Origin of the sequence: uncultured Marinobacter sp. (assembly GCF_963974375.1) — a bacterium.
Taxonomy (GTDB): Bacteria; Pseudomonadota; Gammaproteobacteria; order Pseudomonadales; family Oleiphilaceae; genus Marinobacter.
In genome coordinates this window covers 1-16155 of sequence record NZ_CAXBDN010000075.1, presented here as the reverse complement: position 1 = coordinate 16155, position 16155 = coordinate 1, and the positions used below count along the sequence as shown (strand labels likewise).

The 16155-nt window shown below is 58.8% G+C and carries 15 protein-coding genes and 1 pseudogene; 4 read left to right on the top strand and 12 right to left on the bottom strand.

Going from position 1 to position 16155, the window contains the following annotated elements; genetic code table 11:
* The 9 genes from AAC035_RS08475 to AAC035_RS08435 all read right to left on the bottom strand — a co-directional run.
* Positions 1-529, bottom strand: a 529-nt coding sequence (locus AAC035_RS08475) for a WecB/TagA/CpsF family glycosyltransferase (protein ID WP_339802509.1), incomplete at its 3' end; no start/stop codon positions are given.
* Positions 530-534: 5 nt separating this feature from the next.
* Positions 535-1692 (bottom strand): glycosyltransferase family 1 protein, encoded by a 1158-nt coding sequence (locus AAC035_RS08470; protein ID WP_339802506.1) that lies wholly within the window; start codon positions 1690-1692, stop codon positions 535-537.
* Positions 1689-2819: a glycoside hydrolase family 5 protein gene (locus AAC035_RS08465; RefSeq protein ID WP_339802502.1), complete on the bottom strand. Its 1131-nt coding sequence runs from the start codon at positions 2817-2819 to the stop codon at positions 1689-1691. Before AAC035_RS08465 ends, AAC035_RS08470 begins: the two co-directional genes overlap by 4 nt.
* Positions 2816-3943: a glycosyltransferase family 4 protein gene (locus AAC035_RS08460; protein WP_339802499.1), complete on the bottom strand. Its 1128-nt coding sequence runs from the start codon at positions 3941-3943 to the stop codon at positions 2816-2818. Before AAC035_RS08460 ends, AAC035_RS08465 begins: the two co-directional genes overlap by 4 nt.
* Positions 3940-5238, bottom strand: a complete 1299-nt coding sequence (locus AAC035_RS08455) for a polysaccharide biosynthesis protein GumE (protein WP_339802496.1) — start codon at positions 5236-5238, stop codon at positions 3940-3942. Before AAC035_RS08455 ends, AAC035_RS08460 begins: the two co-directional genes overlap by 4 nt.
* Before the next feature lie 33 nt (positions 5239-5271).
* Positions 5272-6147, bottom strand: coding sequence for a polysaccharide biosynthesis tyrosine autokinase (locus AAC035_RS08450; protein WP_339802493.1), 876 nt, complete (start codon positions 6145-6147; stop codon positions 5272-5274).
* A 2-nt stretch (positions 6148-6149) separates the two neighbouring features.
* Positions 6150-7514 carry a chain length determinant protein EpsF gene (gene epsF / locus AAC035_RS08445; RefSeq protein ID WP_339802490.1) on the bottom strand — a complete coding sequence of 455 codons (1365 nt, stop codon included), beginning with the start codon at positions 7512-7514 and terminating at the stop codon, positions 6150-6152.
* A gap of 26 nt (positions 7515-7540) precedes the next feature.
* Positions 7541-8347 (bottom strand): polysaccharide biosynthesis/export family protein, encoded by an 807-nt coding sequence (locus tag AAC035_RS08440; RefSeq protein WP_339802487.1) that lies wholly within the window; start codon positions 8345-8347, stop codon positions 7541-7543.
* Between the two features lie 449 nt (positions 8348-8796).
* A complete protein-coding gene (locus tag AAC035_RS08435; RefSeq protein ID WP_339802484.1) occupies positions 8797-9285 on the bottom strand; it encodes a copper chaperone PCu(A)C in 489 nt (162 codons plus the stop codon).
* A gap of 178 nt (positions 9286-9463) precedes the next feature.
* On the opposite strand from AAC035_RS08435, the gene AAC035_RS08430 reads away from it, so the two are divergent.
* The 4 genes from AAC035_RS08430 to arfB all read left to right on the top strand — a co-directional run bounded on the left by AAC035_RS08430 (position 9464) and on the right by arfB (position 13083).
* Positions 9464-10603 (top strand): alanine--glyoxylate aminotransferase family protein, encoded by a 1140-nt coding sequence (locus AAC035_RS08430; protein WP_339802481.1) that lies wholly within the window; start codon positions 9464-9466, stop codon positions 10601-10603.
* 3 nt (positions 10604-10606) lie between these two features.
* Complete coding sequence (locus AAC035_RS08425; protein WP_339802478.1) at positions 10607-11266, top strand: hypothetical protein; 660 nt, start codon at positions 10607-10609, stop codon at positions 11264-11266.
* A 413-nt stretch (positions 11267-11679) separates the two neighbouring features.
* Positions 11680-12564 carry an AraC family transcriptional regulator gene (locus tag AAC035_RS08420; RefSeq protein ID WP_339802476.1) on the top strand — a complete coding sequence of 295 codons (885 nt, stop codon included), beginning with the start codon at positions 11680-11682 and terminating at the stop codon, positions 12562-12564.
* Between the two features lie 105 nt (positions 12565-12669).
* Complete coding sequence (gene arfB, locus AAC035_RS08415) at positions 12670-13083, top strand: alternative ribosome rescue aminoacyl-tRNA hydrolase ArfB (RefSeq protein WP_339802512.1); 414 nt, start codon at positions 12670-12672, stop codon at positions 13081-13083.
* Positions 13084-13097: 14 nt separating this feature from the next.
* Here the strand turns inward: arfB and AAC035_RS08410 are convergent, their stop codons facing one another.
* The 3 genes and pseudogenes from AAC035_RS08410 to AAC035_RS08400 all read right to left on the bottom strand — a co-directional run.
* Complete coding sequence (locus AAC035_RS08410) at positions 13098-13697, bottom strand: CPBP family intramembrane glutamic endopeptidase (protein ID WP_339802473.1); 600 nt, start codon at positions 13695-13697, stop codon at positions 13098-13100.
* 14 nt (positions 13698-13711) lie between these two features.
* Positions 13712-15307, bottom strand: a complete 1596-nt coding sequence (locus AAC035_RS08405; RefSeq protein WP_339802470.1) for a PQQ-dependent sugar dehydrogenase — start codon at positions 15305-15307, stop codon at positions 13712-13714.
* A 173-nt stretch (positions 15308-15480) separates the two neighbouring features.
* Positions 15481-16155 (bottom strand): annotated as a pseudogene (locus AAC035_RS08400) (sucrose phosphorylase); the annotation flags it as partial.

Genomic DNA, 16155 nt, shown 5'->3' with positions numbered 1-16155 from the left:
TGCCCATCGCCACCAGCACGATATCAGCACCGGCGGCATTGATTGCGTCCACAACTCCCGCGTTGTCGGCAGACTCCTCATAACCATTCAGGGTCCCCACGATACACAATCCCATGTCCGCCAGCGTCGCCGCCGCCCTGAAAGCGATGCCCGGCTTTGCCCCCAGCAGAAAGATACGCGGCCCTTCCAGCGCTGCCTGGCGCTGTTTGTCATGCAATTGCAGCAACAAATGAGGCACCAGGTCAGTGCCATTGAGATTATCCGGAAAGCGGGTTCGGTGAAGCAGCCAGCCCGCTATATCCATCCCTATGCCATCGTTAACCAGACAGATATCAGGATCTGACAGGGCCTGGCGCATGGACTCGCACTGATTGACGAAGTTGGTGTTGACGAAAAACAGACAGCGCTGCCTGCCCTGCTCCCAGCTGGCCAGCAAGCGGGAGACCAGAGGCATGCGGGTCAGCGCCAGGACCGGAAAGCCGGCAATCATCAGGGTGTCCGCCGGCGGCTGCGGGGATGATTTCTCCATTACGGTCACAGGCGGATCTCCGTGTCTTCAAACCGCTCCGGAACCAACAATCGGTCGGTGACTTCCGACCAGTCCAGATGGCGCCGTGAAGGGCCGCGGGGTGCCTCCAGGGCCTTTCGGACCGCGGCATCTATACTGTCGCCATCACCGGGTCGGTAGCCAAACCGGCTGGCGTAATCGCCCACCACCGCAGTTGGACAGACCGCCGGCACACCAAGGAAATCATACTGAATCAGCTTCATTGAGGTGTCCGCCAGATAGGCCGGGACCTGTTCCGATTGGTAGGGGGCTATGCCAATGTCTGCGTGGCGGATCCAGTTCACGGTTTCCTGGTGGGGCATTTCGCCGTAAACCGTCACATTGGAACCGTAACCGGGATGCGCGGGCTGACCGCAGCCGATTATGTGAAAGTGGACGTCCGGAAAGCGGCGGGATGCCTCAACAAAAAACAGTGGATCAAACAGCATGGAACCCACCGACACCGCATGCACCCCGCCACCATAGGGTGATGGCGATGCGCCCTCCGCGAGGCGGTGATCGATACCATGGGGAATGAGCCGCAGGTTTTCCGTACTGGGTATCGAGTGCGCAAGACTGGCTGACGGCAAGCGGATCTGGCTGAACCTTGGCGCCGCCCGCTGAAACGCCCGCTTGACGAAACTGGCCACGCCGATGGTATCCAGATCATCGGATGCGATGTACAGCGTGCGTGCGGTCGGGTTGAGGGACTTCGCCAGGTCAAAAAAGAGCGGAGCAATACCGCTTTCAAACAGAATGACATCCGCGTCCCGGATCCACTCCCGCAGCACCGGGCTGGCTGTCAGCCGATACCACTGATACATCACCGTCTCTGCTACCCGCAGCCAGCGCCGCCGGGTATTGAACGGGTGAATCATGGTCTTCCAGAGATAACAATCCACCTGTTCATGGCGTTCTATACGGTTGGCACGCGCTGCGAGCGCCAGCCTCGGATCGCTGGTAAAACGGGACAACTGGCTGAATCGAAGCGAAAAAAACCGGACCTGCCCCCGTTTGGCAAGTTGTTGACTGATGAAATGTATATTGGCTTTGCGAGGTGAACGAAAGTCATGAGCCGACAACACCAGAAAATTCAGACCAGTTCCCGGTGCCAGTTCGGTGGTTTCGTTTAGGCGAACCTTCATTTACCCTCACCTTCAGGCTCCGGCTCAACCGCGAGATCCTCCGGTGCCCCCGGACAGCGCTCATCGGGTACCTGTTCGCAGCTCCAGTCGCCAAAAAACGGTTCCAGCACGGCCATTTGCGGGGCGTCCTTGCCAGCCCGCGGGTGTACAGACAGGAAGTATCCGCCCCACCAGCTACCAGCGGCCCAGTACGCCCAGCCCCGCCAGATCTGCGGGTCATTGACCAGTCCCAGCAGGTGCTCAAGGGTTGCCAGGCAGTATTCCGCAGCAGGTGTTCCGAACTCTCCCAGAAAAAGGCGCTGGTCGTGCTCTGTTGCCCAGGCTCCGATCGCCGCAAACATCCGGTCAAAATGCTCCGGTGCCAGACAATCTTCATTGGTACCGGAGTAGCCTTCGTTCACGTATTGGTGAACTTCCAGAACAGTACGGCCAAGGGGATCCGAAAATCCGGCGAAGGCCTCGGCATTGCTGACACCGGAAATCTTGCGAAACCATTCGTGCACTCCACTCCAGCGGCCGCCAGACACCATGATCAGATGTCCGATACCGGCCGCTCTCAGCTCGGTAACGGTGTGCTGAGCGATACTGGCCCATTGGTCAATGGGATGCTTGAACGGCTCGTTCATCAGCCCCAGTGCAAGGTGCCCGGGGTTGCCAAGCTCTTCTGCCAATCGTCGCCATACATCAACAAACGACGCCAGTGGCACCGCATCTGTACCTAACTGCTCGCCGGCGTAGTAACCATAATTATGGAGATCAAGAAGCAGGCACTGATCCTGTTCGACAGCGTTGTTGAGCGCCTTCCGGATTTCATTCAGATTGGCGTCGTCCAGTGGCCCGGAAAGTTCCTGTTGTACACGTTCCCACCGCACTGGCAGCCGAATGGTATTGGCCCCTTTCGCCCCGAAATAACGGAAATCAGTTGCTGCAGGATAGGTGTAATTGCGGTGCAGGATGCCCGGCAACTCCCGGGTATTAAACTCGGCACCCGCCAGATTCAACCCCCTCAGAGGGGCCTGATGGAGACAGGACGCGGCGGCATTTGCCGAGGCCAGCAACAGTATCACCAACACCAGCAGTGTCCGGCCAGCACCGCTGCTCCCTCCCGCCTGACATGACGGTTTCATACCCGACTCCCGATCTGGTCGTACAGTTCAATGTAATGGCTCGCAACGTGATTCCAGCTGTAACGATCAGCAAACGCCATGGCAGCCTGGCGGCGCTGATGGTGGGCGCCATCACCCAGATTGAACAGAGCGGTCAAGGGTTCAGCCAGGGCGGGGCCGTCCTTTGCCGCAGCGCACACACCCAGACCCGATTCGTTCACCAGCCGCCGGAATGGCGGAATGTCACTGAGTACCGGTGTCAGGCCCGCACTCATGGCCTCAATAGCCGCAAGACCAAAGCCTTCGTGGCGGGACAGGCAGAGGAAAAAACTGGCTTCGAAAATGAGCTGACGCATTGCCTCGTCACTCGGATTGGGATGCAGCGTCACCAGATCGGTAAGCTGACACTGGTCAATACGGGCCTGCAGATCATGGGCGGAATAGTCGTATTCGCGGCCGGCAATGATAAGCCGCCAATCCGGATTACTGGCTGTCAGCAGCGACATCAGGTCGAGCGCCTCGATCAAGCCCTTGTTACTGGACCAGCGCCCGAAATAGATCAGCGTCCTGTTCAGCTTTGGGCTGCCACATCCGGCATATTTGCTGGTATTGACACCATTCTCGATCACCTTGAGACGACCGGGACCACTGATTTCACTGAACCGGCGACCGTCGTTCTCGCTGGTCGCCACGATATTTTCGTAGGCCAGCGCAGACCAGCGGGTAATGGTCCGGAACCATACATTCTTCAGGGGGCTGGCAAATTCGGTATGGAAGAACCCACCGTGCGTCGACAGCACCAGGGGCTTGCGATGTATCAGCCGGGTGGCTGCCAGGAAATCGTAGAAGAAATCCACACCATGAACATGCACCACATCGGCGTCACCGATTGCCCGCAATACAGCCGGACACAGGGGATAGCGACTGGAACCGGCCCAGGGCAGCCGAAGTACCGGGACATCGTCGATCCGGTCCGTTGCGGGCAGACGACCCTCGCCGTTACGGAACAGACGATCCAGCGTGACAATGCGGGGCGACTGATGCCCGCAGTCCCGCTGTTGTCCGCATATACTTCTGACCACATCTTCCATACCGCCAACCGACGGGTGGTACTGACGAACCACATGGGCAACACGCATAGTCATACCGGTACTTTCCCTGTTCCAGAAAATCCTGATGGATGCAGGTTCCGGTCATCCGGAACCGCTGATACCCGCCTGTTCCCGGCTTTTTCCATAGCCGGTACCGACGCGGGCTTTCTTACAACAACGCCCAGTAACAACCAGAGCACGGCGGCTGTCTTGAATGCGAACAGGGACGTTCCGCTGACCGCAAGTATCAGGCACACATAGACCGCCACATAGCAACGGAACCGGTGACCCTGGCTGTCCGCTACCGGGACCAGCCAAAGCGCAAGCCACAATGCCACGGCCAGCACCAGACCAAAGCCTGAAAGCACATAAGCGTAGCCCTGGTCCGGGAACGCCGCCTGGCTGTCGAATCCGAGCAGCGCGGGTACGCTGAAGTTCACCAGAGACAGGCCACTGATCATCAGTCTTCCGGCATAACTGTCGCTGTAGGGGATATTGGCGTAAAGCGCGGTCAGTACCAGTGCCAGCAGAATCACCACCGGAAGCAGGACCACCAGATACATCCAGCCGCCCCGCAACAGCACTCTCATAGCCACCAGCAGACTGACGGAGATCAGCGCAAACCGGGAATCTGCCAGCACAATCAACAACATGGCCGCGCCGAGAAAAAACAACATGCTTCCCAGTTCCGCCCGCTCTTTCGACAGTCCCCAGGCAGCAAGAATCGTGGCAAAATTACCCAACGATACCGGTTCAAGAAACAGTGACGACACCCGATGATTGTCGAGCAGTCCCGGCAGCAGGGTCCGGCCAATACCATCCGGCCGGATACCGTTCATTTGCAACCGGCTGTCCCGCACATACTCGGTAACCGGTTCGAGGCTTCCTATGCTGACGTAGTACCCGAAAATATTGAACAGGTCGGTAAAGGTGTCGAGCGCCAACAGTTCCAGCAGACCGAAGGCCACCAGCATCACCGCAACGATGCGAAGTCCCTGATCCGCCAGCGCCGTGTCACCGAGATTTCGGCCCAGCCAGTAAAACCAGAGAATGATCAGCAGGTCCCTGAAGACCTTGACATCAAGATGACCGCTCAGCAGCGCCAACAGGCACAACAAGGCACCCGAAAGTGCCATGAAAATAACCACCTGTGGTATCAGCCGTGGCAGAAGCATTGGTATGCAGGCCAGTAATAACAGGACTTCTGCCATTCCTACCATGGCTCTGGATACCGGAAACAACTGTGTGTGGATGAGGCATAACACGGCCTGATAAGTCACGGCTATTACCATGACCGACAGGGCCAGACGTCGGGCCCGGAGCTGGTGGTTCAGAAGCTCTGATGTCATTGCTTTCCCTGGCTCGGCCGGATAACTGACCGCTCAGTGACTGAGCGCCACTCCCACGACCTTGACTCCGATTTCACGCAGTCGGCTGCTGGCCTTTTCGAGCGCCCGCAACGGTGTCACATGTTCTCGCGCCACCAGCAATACTGCACCTGCCCTGGCGGCGACGACCTGAGCGTCGAGGTTTGTTTTCATGGTTGGTGTGTGAATCAGTACCGCGTCAAATTTTCCTGCCAGCCGCTCCATCAACTCCTGATAACGGGTGTGCGCCAGCAACTCCTGCGGATTCGGCGCCTGGGTGCCGCCGTTGAGCAGCCACAAGTCATTGAGCGGAGGGCAGTTGCGGGGAACAGCGGCGGCACGGCCTGCCAGCGCATCCGACATACCGCGGATATTGGGTACCGAAAACAGACTGTGTAATGACGGTTGACGCAGGTTCGCATCCACCAACAGGGTTCGTGCACCCAGCTGGGCAAAAACCACAGCCAGATTTGCGGTCATGTCGCCGTGCCCTGATTCATCATCCACCGCAATCACCGCCAGCGTCCTGTTCTCGGCCTGATTGAAAAACCGCAGCATCAGCTCACTCCGGAGACTTCGCAAAGCCTCAACCCTTGGACTGTCTGGCATGACGGCGGCAATCAGGCGCGGACTGAGGGTGTGATCTTTCTGGGCAACCACCGGGTAGGAAAACTGTCTTGAAAGTATGGTCCGGATATCGTCCGCAGTGACCAGGCCCAGCATCTGGGCCGCCTCTCCAAACCGCAGGCCCTTTTGTTTCTGCAACTGCAGAATGCGCTCAAGATCACCGATTCTGATGACACCGGACTCGATCAGCAGGCGGCCCATAAGCTCTGTTTCTGCAGGAATATGTGCGGATTCTTTCATTAACGGCAGGGCGATATCAGTCATCGTCAGTGAGCTCCCGGATAGCGCGCTTCGGTCTGGGGAAAAGGCAGATATCCCAGTACTGGTAACCCAAGAATTTCCTCCACATCCGCCCGACTTCGAATACGCCGGTTGGTCATTTCCAGCAACAGGGCCAGCCCGACACCAAGCAACAGGCCCAGCGCCACCGACACCACCAGATTCAGCCGGACGTCAGGTGCCGACGGCCTGACCGGAACCATCGCCGGATTCAGCACCGTAACATCGGTTTCCGCCAGCCGGCTCTCCAACTGATTGGCCGAGGCCCTTCCGGCTGCGGAGTTATAAGCTTGCTGAGCCATGTCTACCTCCTGCCGCAACAACTCCAGCTCATCACGCTGGGCATTCAGCTCAAGCACTCTGGCCCGTTGTTGCTCCAGCTGCGCTTCCAGCTCACCGGTCTGGCTTTCAGAAAACTCGGCAGTGGATCGCAAACTGCGGGCCACAATGGCCATTTCCCGCTGCAGACTCTGGCGCAGCGCATTCACCTCAGCCACCGCCTTGCGGTATTCCGGATGATTGAGGCCGTAGCGGGTAGCCAGATCTTCCAGCCTGGTTTCTGCGGTGGTCAGCTGAGACCGCAGGTTCTGGATCACGACGTTATCGGGAACATAAGCCGCCGCTGGCCGCTGGCTCTGGTTGTCGCGAATCTGATCCTGCAAGTGTTCACCCTGTGCAACGACCAGCATCGAGGACAGTTCCTGTAATCGCGATGTTTCAACATCCAGGCGCTCGTCCAGGGCAATGATGCCGTGTTCCTGCTGATAACCTGACAGCTCCCGGTGGGCATCTCTCAGTTTCTGGCGCAATACCGCCATTTGCTGGTCGTACCAGTCGGAAAACCGGCGCGCCGGATCGGTGCGTAACTCAAGGTTGGTATCCATATAGGCTGCCGCCAGGGTATTGGCCATTGCTGCCGCCAGTTCCGGATTGCCACCCTGAACGCTGATTGAAAGTACGTTGCTGTCGCGTCCTCCCGGCGTGACCACCAGATTCCGGGCGAGGGTCGACGTAACCCATCGCTGCGGATCCGCCTCCTCACCCATATCCCGCAGCGCTTCCTGCCGGGCCAGCTCGACGGCGTCTTCAGGCAGGCCTGCATAGACGCGACCAGCCACGTTGCGACTGCGGATAACCTCCACCTGAGTCGCCATATAACCCGAACGGGCTGGCGCGAACTGACCGGTCATCCGGTCCTGGACATTACCGTTGAGAATCAGCTCGGTGGTGGCGGTATACTGTTTTGGCAGATTCAGCGACACCACAAGTGTCAGCAACACACACGAAACCAGAACCAGCAGAATCAACCACCAGCGGGCCAGCAGAATTCGCAGAAGACTCAGTAGACTCATGCCACCACTCCCTCCCGGAGATCGGTTCAGAACAGACTCTCCTTGACGAAGAGGACGTCGCCATCCCGCATCGGGTCGTTCAGTTTGGCGTCAAGCTGAACCACACGCCCATCCGGCTGTTTCCGATAAAGCACCAGTCCGCTGGTTCTCGCCGCCGGCCCGAATCCGCCACTGACAGACAGCGCCTGCATCACATTCAATGGCCGGTTCAGCGGGTAGGTTCCCGGTCGCTGTACCTGACCGTGGACATAAAACTGATCCACCCGTGGCACGTACAGGGTATCGCCGCGACGGAGGGTGATGGGCATGGTGGCCTCGGCACTGCTGTCAAGCAGCTCATCAAGTCGGAACTCCTGCCGGCTCTGGCGTCCGTCGTTACCCGGACGGATCACCACAATACGTTCGCCGCCCTCCTTATTGATGCCCCCGGCCAGTGCCAGCGCTTCGGTAAGGGAGGTAGGGCCGGTCAACGCAACCTGCCCCGGGCTGTTGACCTGGCCCAGAATCGAAATGGTATTGCTACGGTTTTCCTCAACCAGAAGATTAACGTGGGCCCGACGCAGGTAACCGCCCTGCTCCAGCCGGCCTTCAATCATCCGGGCCGCAGCGGGCGGCGTCATACCCGCCACTTCAACCCGCCCCAGCAGGGGCATGGAGATGGTCCCGTCGGCGGCAATGTCGGTACGGGTGGTCAGGTCTTCCTGTCCATACACTGTGATATTCAGGCGATCGCCAGCACCGAGGGCACTTGTTTCGTCAGCGAGGACAGGAAGGGCAAGTATGAAGCTGATGAGCATCAGCCAGAAGGTCCGCAAATACGGTCGTGAAATCATTCCAATCGGTCCCTTGTTGGAGTGGCAGGCATCTATGACAGCATCCGCGTCGTTCTTGATGACCGCCGATGCTGTGTTCTTACAACCAGGCTTGCAAAAGCAGGGCCTGTTTATTGAGAGGGACAGTGCGAGTTGTGCGAGTAGTACTGCAACCGTCCGGCCTACGACTGTCCGATCGGTCAGTATCCGATATCGGCAGGGTCGCTGCAGATCTGCCAGGCGACTTCCTTCTGCTCTGGGTAATGATCTGCAACCGCTATTATGCGCAGTTGCCAGGCGCATCAGCAACCTGTCGCAGTCCTGTATAGGTTAGATCCGAAACGGCCACAACGGTGCTTCAGCAAGTAGCTGGCAGGTGCAGTGTTGCAGTAAGGAACGACCAGAAGGGACGGACAGACCGACCGGAGCGGGCAGCACCCTCCCGGCCAGCCGGCCCGCAGATCATGGGATCAGTGGCTGTTATGCCCTTTTGAGTCACTCATGTCGTCGCCGTCCAGAGACTTCACACGGAGGGTGACTTCCATATCCCCGGCACCCTCGAAGCTCAGGGTCAGTGGTATTTGCTGGCCTTCCTCGATGCCGCTGGTGAGCTGTTCCAGCATAAGGTGGTAACTGTGAGGCTTCAGCTCAACCTTGCCTCCGGCAGGAACAACCAGGCCTTCGCGCAAAGGCTGCATACGCATCACGCCACCTTCTTCAACAGTTTCATGGATCGAAACCCGGGCGGCTTTGGGGGTTTCTCCCCCGATCAATGTGATGTCATCCTCTCCGGAGTTACTGATCACCATGTAGCCCGCGCCCACGGCGGCTCCGGGAGGCGTCGGACGCGACCAGGGATCAGCGATGGTCAGGTCGCCCTGTTCATATTCGCTGGCCATCGCCAGTGACGTTGCGATGGTAATACAGACCGCTGCGGCCAGTGTGATCAGTCGGCTCATAGGTACTCACTTGTGTTTACGTTTATTGAAGGGTCCAGTTTGTCGTCCCGTAAACAGGATGACAAGTGACCCTTCTGTGATAAATTGTCGCAATTCGCGGGCTGGGGCCAGATTTATCGGCTAAAATCCGCTAAACAGGTCATCCAGATCAGAAAGTTTCCGATAAGGCTCCACCATCATGTCCAGACTGGTCAAAACCGTCGATCCCGAAGGTTTGCTTGAATACTCTGTCGTCTTCAATGACCGCTCATTGAATCACATGTCCGTCGTGTTTCAGCAAGTGATGAAAGATATCTCTGGCACCCTGAAACAAGTCTATAACGCCGACGCTACCGCGGTGGTGCCCGGCGGTGGCAGCTTCGGAATGGAAGCGGTGGCCCGCCAGTTTGCCAGTGACCAGCACTGCCTGGTAATCCGCAATGGCTGGTTCAGTTACCGCTGGAGCCAGATTTTTGACATGGGCCGTATTCCTGCCAGCTGCACGGTCATGAGGGCAACCCCGACCACCAGCGCAGAGCAGTCCCCGTGGCAGCCACCCGCCCTTGACGAGGTTGTAGCCACCATTCACCGGGAACGCCCCGCTGTGGTTTTTGCTCCCCACGTGGAGACCGCTGCAGGGGTGGTTCTGCCGGATGACTATCTGCGTGCGGTAGGTGAGGCCGTGCGCGCAACCGGGGGCCTGTTTATTCTGGATTGTGTGGCATCCGGCGCCCTCTGGGTCGACATGAAGGCCTGTCATGTAGATGTGCTGATCAGCGCACCACAGAAAGGCTGGAGCGCCTCACCCTGTGCCGCCCTGATCGGCCTCAGCGACAGAGCCATGGCGAGACTGGCACAGACCACCAGCAGCAGTTTTGCCGCTGACCTGAAAAAATGGCGGCAGATCATGCAGTCTTATGAAGACGGCAGCCACGCCTACCATGCCACCATGCCAACGGACACCCTGCTGATCCTGCGCGATGCCATGGCTGAAACCGTTGCTACCGGACTGGATAACGTCAAGCAGCACCAGCAAATGCTGGGCCGGGAGGTGCGCCAGCTGTTCGCCAGCGAGGGTTTCCAGAGCGTTGCGGCCCCGGGCTTTGAAGCCGCTTCGGTGGTCGTCCTGCATACCGAAAACGCTGATCTGCACAACACCAGCCTGTTCCGGGCTCAGGGCCTGCAAACAGCGGCCGGCGTGCCGCTGATGTGCGATGAACCTGACCATTTCCGGACCTTCCGGGTAGGCCTGTTCGGACTCGAAAAACTCAACAATACCGAACGGACTGTCGATGAATTGCGCAAGGCTCTGAATGCGATCAGGGCCGGAGGTCAGTAACCAATGACCAGGCCGCAGCGGTTGAGGTTTTCATTCCGGTTTCTGGCTCTGCTGGGACTGATGGCAGCCCCCCTCTTCGCGGTCTCCGCCGACAAAGGCTTTGGCATCGAAATCGCCCCGTTTGTGGGTTACCGGATGGGCTCCGGCATTGATATTGTGACCGCCGGTGCTGAATCCCGTGGCCGGCTCCGGTTTGACGACGGCGAAAGCCTGGGCGTGGTCATGAACGTTGACCTGAAGCAGCCGGGCAAACAGGCCGAGCTCTACTTCGCGCGACAGGACACCACGGCGTATACCTCTGACGCCTTCCTGGAACCGGATATCCGTGCTATCGATGTCGTCATCTACCAGCTCCAGTTCGGCGGGCTCTACTTTCCTGGCGGCAAATCCACCGGGGGATTTGCCTCCGGGGTGGCCGGCGTTACCCATCTGGAGCCCAGGAACAGCGACTATCGTACCCATCACCGGGCATCCATTGCCCTTGGCGCGGGCTACAAGTTCGCGCTTACGGAACATTTGCTGGTTCGGCTGGACCTGCGAGGAATCTATACCGCTCTCGACTCTGGTGGTTCGGTGTTCTGTTCCGGCGGCTGCACCGCCCGTTTCGAGAGCAGTGGCTTTTTTCAGGCAGAAGCCGGGGCGGGCCTGGTGGTCCGGTTCTGAGCATCGCAGCCCTCCCCCATTCCGGTGCCGCTGAAATATTTGGAACGAATGTGAAACTGGTCCACTTGCAGTGCCAGAACGTGAAAGCTTCGGAAAACGCCCGGCAGTAACGTGCAACATACTGAAAGGTCCAATGGTGGGCATTAAAGTCCGGTTGTTCCTGCTCACCAGGAGATATGTCTGCGCCTGCTGTCTGCTCAGACAAGGTTCTGAACCAGAACGCGCGACTGCCTCCGGATCAGCACATTACTCAGTCGAGCACCACAGTGCCCTGATCCTGTTCACGAAGGGGGTCATACCGAAAAAGCCGGAAGGTTAGTTGGCCTGAACACCGGGCTCTGTCACTGAGCCCGGTGTTCATTTTTGCCCTGACCAGCCTTTTGTCCACGGAAGACAGAAGCGACAGATAAACAATGAGCGCCAATAATAATTATATCTGCGCCTGCCCGACAACAGCGCCGAAACTCTACATCTGGCAACGGGAACTCCTGTTTCTGGCGACCACCCGGAGCCGGTACAGGGCACACCGCTCGGTTCAGGAAAAGCTGATCCTTTGTCTGGAAGGTTCCCTCTCCGTGCAACTTGCTGACGGCAGTCGGGTTCACACCGGCAGCTGTCTCGTCCCAACCGGCGTAGAAATTGATGACGACACGATCAACATCAGCAACACTGTCATTGCGATCTGTTTTCTCGCGCCATTTTCCCAGGACTATCCGGCACTGGCCAGCCTGATGACCGCTGTTGCGCCCGGTGTCTACATTGATCACCCCAATGAGCAGGAACTGATTCAGACCTTGCTCCAGGTCCGCGATGGTCCCGAGCTGCCGCCGGATGAAACCTATGATCTGACCAGAACCCGGATCATACCGCCCGATGTCAGCAACCTGGTTTTTCGACAGTTTGACCAACGGGTACTGGAAGTTGCCAGAATCCTGAGTTCAACCATTAGCGAGAACCTGACCCTGGGTGAATTGGCCGACACTGTAAACCTGTCCGAATCCCGACTGGAAAAACTGTTCAAGGATCAGGCCGGGATACCCATTACCCAATACCGGCTGCGATACCGGCTGTTCGTGGGCGCGCTGCTGCTGGCCCAGGGACACTCCGTCACGGATGCGGCGCTGGCGGCGGGGTTTTCCAATTCGGCACATTTTTCACGCTCTTACAGCGCAACCAACGGACTTGCGCCCTCCACCACCTTTCTGAAACCGCCCTACCTGAAAACCTTTGTTGACGAAAAAGTGCTGGCATCCATGGCCGGCATTCTGAACACCCAAACCGATGACAATCCGGTCTGAGGCTACCCGGAATCTCCTGCGCGCAGAAACCGGGACCTGAATCAGAGCTCGTCAAAGAGTACACTGTAGCGGCATGCACAACGTCTTCAGGATCCCATGGCTACATTGATCACACTCTCCAGCGCCGTCGAACTGGCCGACTGGGAAGTCGACATTACCCAGATTCGCGCCCAGGGTGCCGGCGGCCAGAACGTCAACAAGGTGGCTTCCGCGGTCCACCTGCGTTTTGACATCCCCCATTCCAGCCTGCCCCCCTTTTACAAGGAACGGCTTCTGGCCCTTTCGGATCAACGCATCAGCAAGGACGGCGTGCTGATCATCAAGGCACAGTCGTTCCGGACCCTGGAGCTGAATCGGGACGATGCGCTGAATCGCCTGAAAGAGTTGATACAGGAGGCCGTCAAACCCCGCAAGGCCCGGCGCGCTACCAGACCCACCAGGGGTTCCCAAAGGCGGCGGGTAGACAATAAAACCCAGCGTGGGCAGATCAAGGCCATGCGCGGCAAAGTGGACACCTGATACCGCCGCTGGCTTTACCGGACGCCCTGAACCCGGGGCAAACCGAAGGCCTGCGGGTACTGGCGCAGCATGAAGATGGCCACCAGGTCGTAAACCCCATGCCATACCATTACCAGCAGCAGACTTCCGGAGTGCCAGTAGGCCACGCCCAGGACAAATCCCAACAGCGTCGCCATGGCAAAATAGGCCCAGGACAGGAAGTGAACCAGGCCAAATACCACCGCCCCCACCAGAATGCCTGCCACCAGGTAGCCGGCGTCGGCCAATCCGCCCTGAATCACCGCCCGGAACAATAACTCCTCGCCAGTTCCGGCCAGCGCCGCAAGACCCATCAGTACGGGCCAGGAATAGCTGCGGGTAAACCGGTGCAGATCCCTCATGTGCTGCCTGAGCACGGGCACCTGAAACAACGGCAGCAACGTCATGATATAAAGCAGACCCCAGGTCATGACCCCACCCAGGGTACCCGAAAGCAGGGCAGCCAGTAGCGACAGGCCATCATTGCGAACCGGAATGCCAAAAGCCCACAAAGCGCCGAGGGCAACCAGTAAAATGGCTCCCTGAAACCCCAGCGCCAGCAAGGGCGATACCCGTCCGGAATGATTGATCGCCATAGAAATTCCAGCCGCTACTGCGGCGTTACACGCAGAATGCGACCGTTGGCATTGTCGGTGAGCAGGTACAGGGCGCCATCAGGGCCCGTGCGGACGTCGCGGATGCGCTCGTCCAGTTCCTCGAACAGGCTTTCCACATCCCTTGCCATGCCACCGGTTTCCTGGTCAAAGGAAACCCGGTGTACCCGTCTTGACGCCAGCGCCCCCACCAGCAGGTCTCCCTGCCACTGCGGGAACAGAGCTCCGGTGTAGAGCGCCATCCCGGAGGGGGCGATGGACGGCGTCCAGTGCAGACGTGGCGGCTCCATGGCTTCCCGTTCGGTAAACGGCGTAATGCGAGCGCCGGTGTAGTCCAGACCGTGGGTGGTTACCGGCCAGCCGTAATTTTTGCCAGCTTCAATGACATTGATTTCGTCACCACCACGGGGACCGTGTTCATGGGCAATCAGCCGGTCGTGATGTTGATCGTAGACCAGACCCTGAATGTTGCGGTGGCCATAGCTGTATAGTTCTGGGCGGACGCCTGTCTGACCGACGAAGGGATTGTCAGCCGGCACCGAACCGTCGGCGTTCAGGCGCACCAGGGCGCCGATGTGACTGCCGGTATTCTGGGCCTCCTCCCGGTAATCAAAGCCGTCGCCCAGACCGAGAACCAGGGTTCCGTCTGCCAGCCAGGCCACCCGGCCGCCGTAATGAGCGTTGCCGGTTTTGGCCGGTTGTGCCCGGAATACCTCCGTCACCTGCTCCAGAGCGCCATCCACCAATTTGCCCCTGGCCAGACAGGTATGATTGGCGCGGGTGGTGCCGCAGGCGTAGCTCAGATAAATCGTCTGGCTGTCTGCAAAGTCCGGGGCCAGTACAACGTCGAACAATCCGGCCTGTCCTGAAGCAAATACCTCCGGTACCCCGGATACCGGCTCCGTCAACAGATCTCCCTTGGCCGCTGTTCTCATGGCTACCAGCCGCAGCCGACCCGGGCGCTCGGTAACCAGGAGCCGGCCATCGGGCAGAAAGGCCAGGGACCAGGGGTGTTCGAGGCCATCGACAACCGTATCTACCTGATAGGACGTGGCCGATTGCGCAAGAGCGCCATGCTCCGGTGCCAGCAAGCTGCCCGTCAGGACCAGTACCGTCACCGCAACAGATGGGCCTGAACGGTGTTTATGCCCGTTAAGCCAGGCGAAGAGCCAGCCTGAACATCCGGCCACCGCCAACAGCAGCAGGGTACCGCCAATACCGCGGGATGCGGCGATCAGCGTAGGCATGGGCGCAAGGGCGTTAACCAACAGGAAAGTGAGCCACAGCCCCGAGGCTGCCGCCAGCGCACAGACCGGCGTCCGCCACCGGATCAGCACGCGACGGGTAACCAGCATGGCAATAGTCTGAGACACCAGAAAACTGCAGCCGAAGACCACCGCGTAGATCGGGGCAAAGTTGACCAGGTCCTGCAGGCTGGTCTGAACCTGCAGGCCCGGAGAAATCTCCACACCCAGCTGCCGCAATGCCTCCATGTTCAGGTGGGTCTGAATCAGGCTGCCAGCAATCACGCCCGCCAGCAGCGCCAGCACGAAGGCCACGGTCGACGCCAGCCAACCTTTTTTATCAGTCATGTTGCGGTCCCCACCGAGGTTAGTCCTGCCAGATTACAGCGACACTAATGAACCTGACAGCGGAACACAACTGCTATTGCAGAGCTCCTGAACCCGCTTCCATGCTCAGCACTGAAAGGATTTCCTGCTCAGATCCCGCTCATCCCGATACTGGATGCGTGCGGTATTGAAGTTCAGGTCCACAAACAGATGGCGACACTCGAGTCGTTGGAGTAATTCAGCTCGAAGCGGCCCTCAAAGGCCGGATAACCCGAGCGAAACCGCATCAGCGTCAGCAGTCGTTCAACCACCGGCTGGGTGGTCGCGTCTGCCGCCTCCTCCAGGGTGTAGCTGTGGCGATTGATATCCCGGGGTTCGCCGGTTTTTGCCAGCAGTTCCTGATCATTGCAGCCGGCCAGCAAACCCACGTAGTAAACCTGCGGAATACCAGGGGCGAAGAACTGAATGGCACGGGCCGCAATATAGGCGTCGTCATTGCGCATCAGCGCATCGTAAAACGTACAGGTGAGCTGGTAGATGGATCCGACACTGTGAATATTGGCTGCGGAGCGTCGCAGGATCGGGTCAGCACTGCGGGCATCAATGTTGTCAATCAGGCTGCGAATGGCCTCTTCCGGCAGAACCCCTTCCACATCCGGAATACAGATGCCGTCGTGGGTATCCAGCACGGTGATCTGATTGCGTGGACACATCCGCAGCCAGTTCTTGAGATACACGCTGTTGGCGTCCAGCAGCGAGTAGAGCACCAGCGGTGGCAGGGCAAAACCATAGGGGCGCATATCCCGGCGGGCGATGGCGTATTGGTAGCTGGTATGGTCGTGGACTTCCGGCAGGCACTCGGCACCGTG

What these genes read in the sequence shown, in the direction of transcription:
- AAC035_RS08460 (WP_339802499.1), bottom strand. Translation starts at nt 3,943, where the DNA reads ATGACTATGCGTGTTGCCCATGTGGTTCGTCAGTACCACCCGTCGGTT.
- AAC035_RS08425 (WP_339802478.1), top strand. Translation starts at nt 10,607, where the DNA reads ATGACCAGGCCGCAGCGGTTGAGGTTTTCATTCCGGTTTCTGGCTCTG.
- AAC035_RS08430 (WP_339802481.1), top strand. Translation starts at nt 9,464, where the DNA reads ATGTCCAGACTGGTCAAAACCGTCGATCCCGAAGGTTTGCTTGAATAC.
- AAC035_RS08405 (WP_339802470.1), bottom strand. Translation starts at nt 15,307, where the DNA reads ATGACTGATAAAAAAGGTTGGCTGGCGTCGACCGTGGCCTTCGTGCTG.
- AAC035_RS08450 (WP_339802493.1), bottom strand. Translation starts at nt 6,147, where the DNA reads ATGACTGATATCGCCCTGCCGTTAATGAAAGAATCCGCACATATTCCT.
- AAC035_RS08440 (WP_339802487.1), bottom strand. Translation starts at nt 8,347, where the DNA reads ATGATTTCACGACCGTATTTGCGGACCTTCTGGCTGATGCTCATCAGC.
- epsF (WP_339802490.1), bottom strand. Translation starts at nt 7,514, where the DNA reads ATGAGTCTACTGAGTCTTCTGCGAATTCTGCTGGCCCGCTGGTGGTTG.
- AAC035_RS08420 (WP_339802476.1), top strand. Translation starts at nt 11,680, where the DNA reads ATGAGCGCCAATAATAATTATATCTGCGCCTGCCCGACAACAGCGCCG.
- AAC035_RS08435 (WP_339802484.1), bottom strand. Translation starts at nt 9,285, where the DNA reads ATGAGCCGACTGATCACACTGGCCGCAGCGGTCTGTATTACCATCGCA.
- AAC035_RS08455 (WP_339802496.1), bottom strand. Translation starts at nt 5,238, where the DNA reads ATGACATCAGAGCTTCTGAACCACCAGCTCCGGGCCCGACGTCTGGCC.
- AAC035_RS08465 (WP_339802502.1), bottom strand. Translation starts at nt 2,819, where the DNA reads ATGAAACCGTCATGTCAGGCGGGAGGGAGCAGCGGTGCTGGCCGGACA.
- AAC035_RS08470 (WP_339802506.1), bottom strand. Translation starts at nt 1,692, where the DNA reads ATGAAGGTTCGCCTAAACGAAACCACCGAACTGGCACCGGGAACTGGT.
- AAC035_RS08410 (WP_339802473.1), bottom strand. Translation starts at nt 13,697, where the DNA reads ATGGCGATCAATCATTCCGGACGGGTATCGCCCTTGCTGGCGCTGGGG.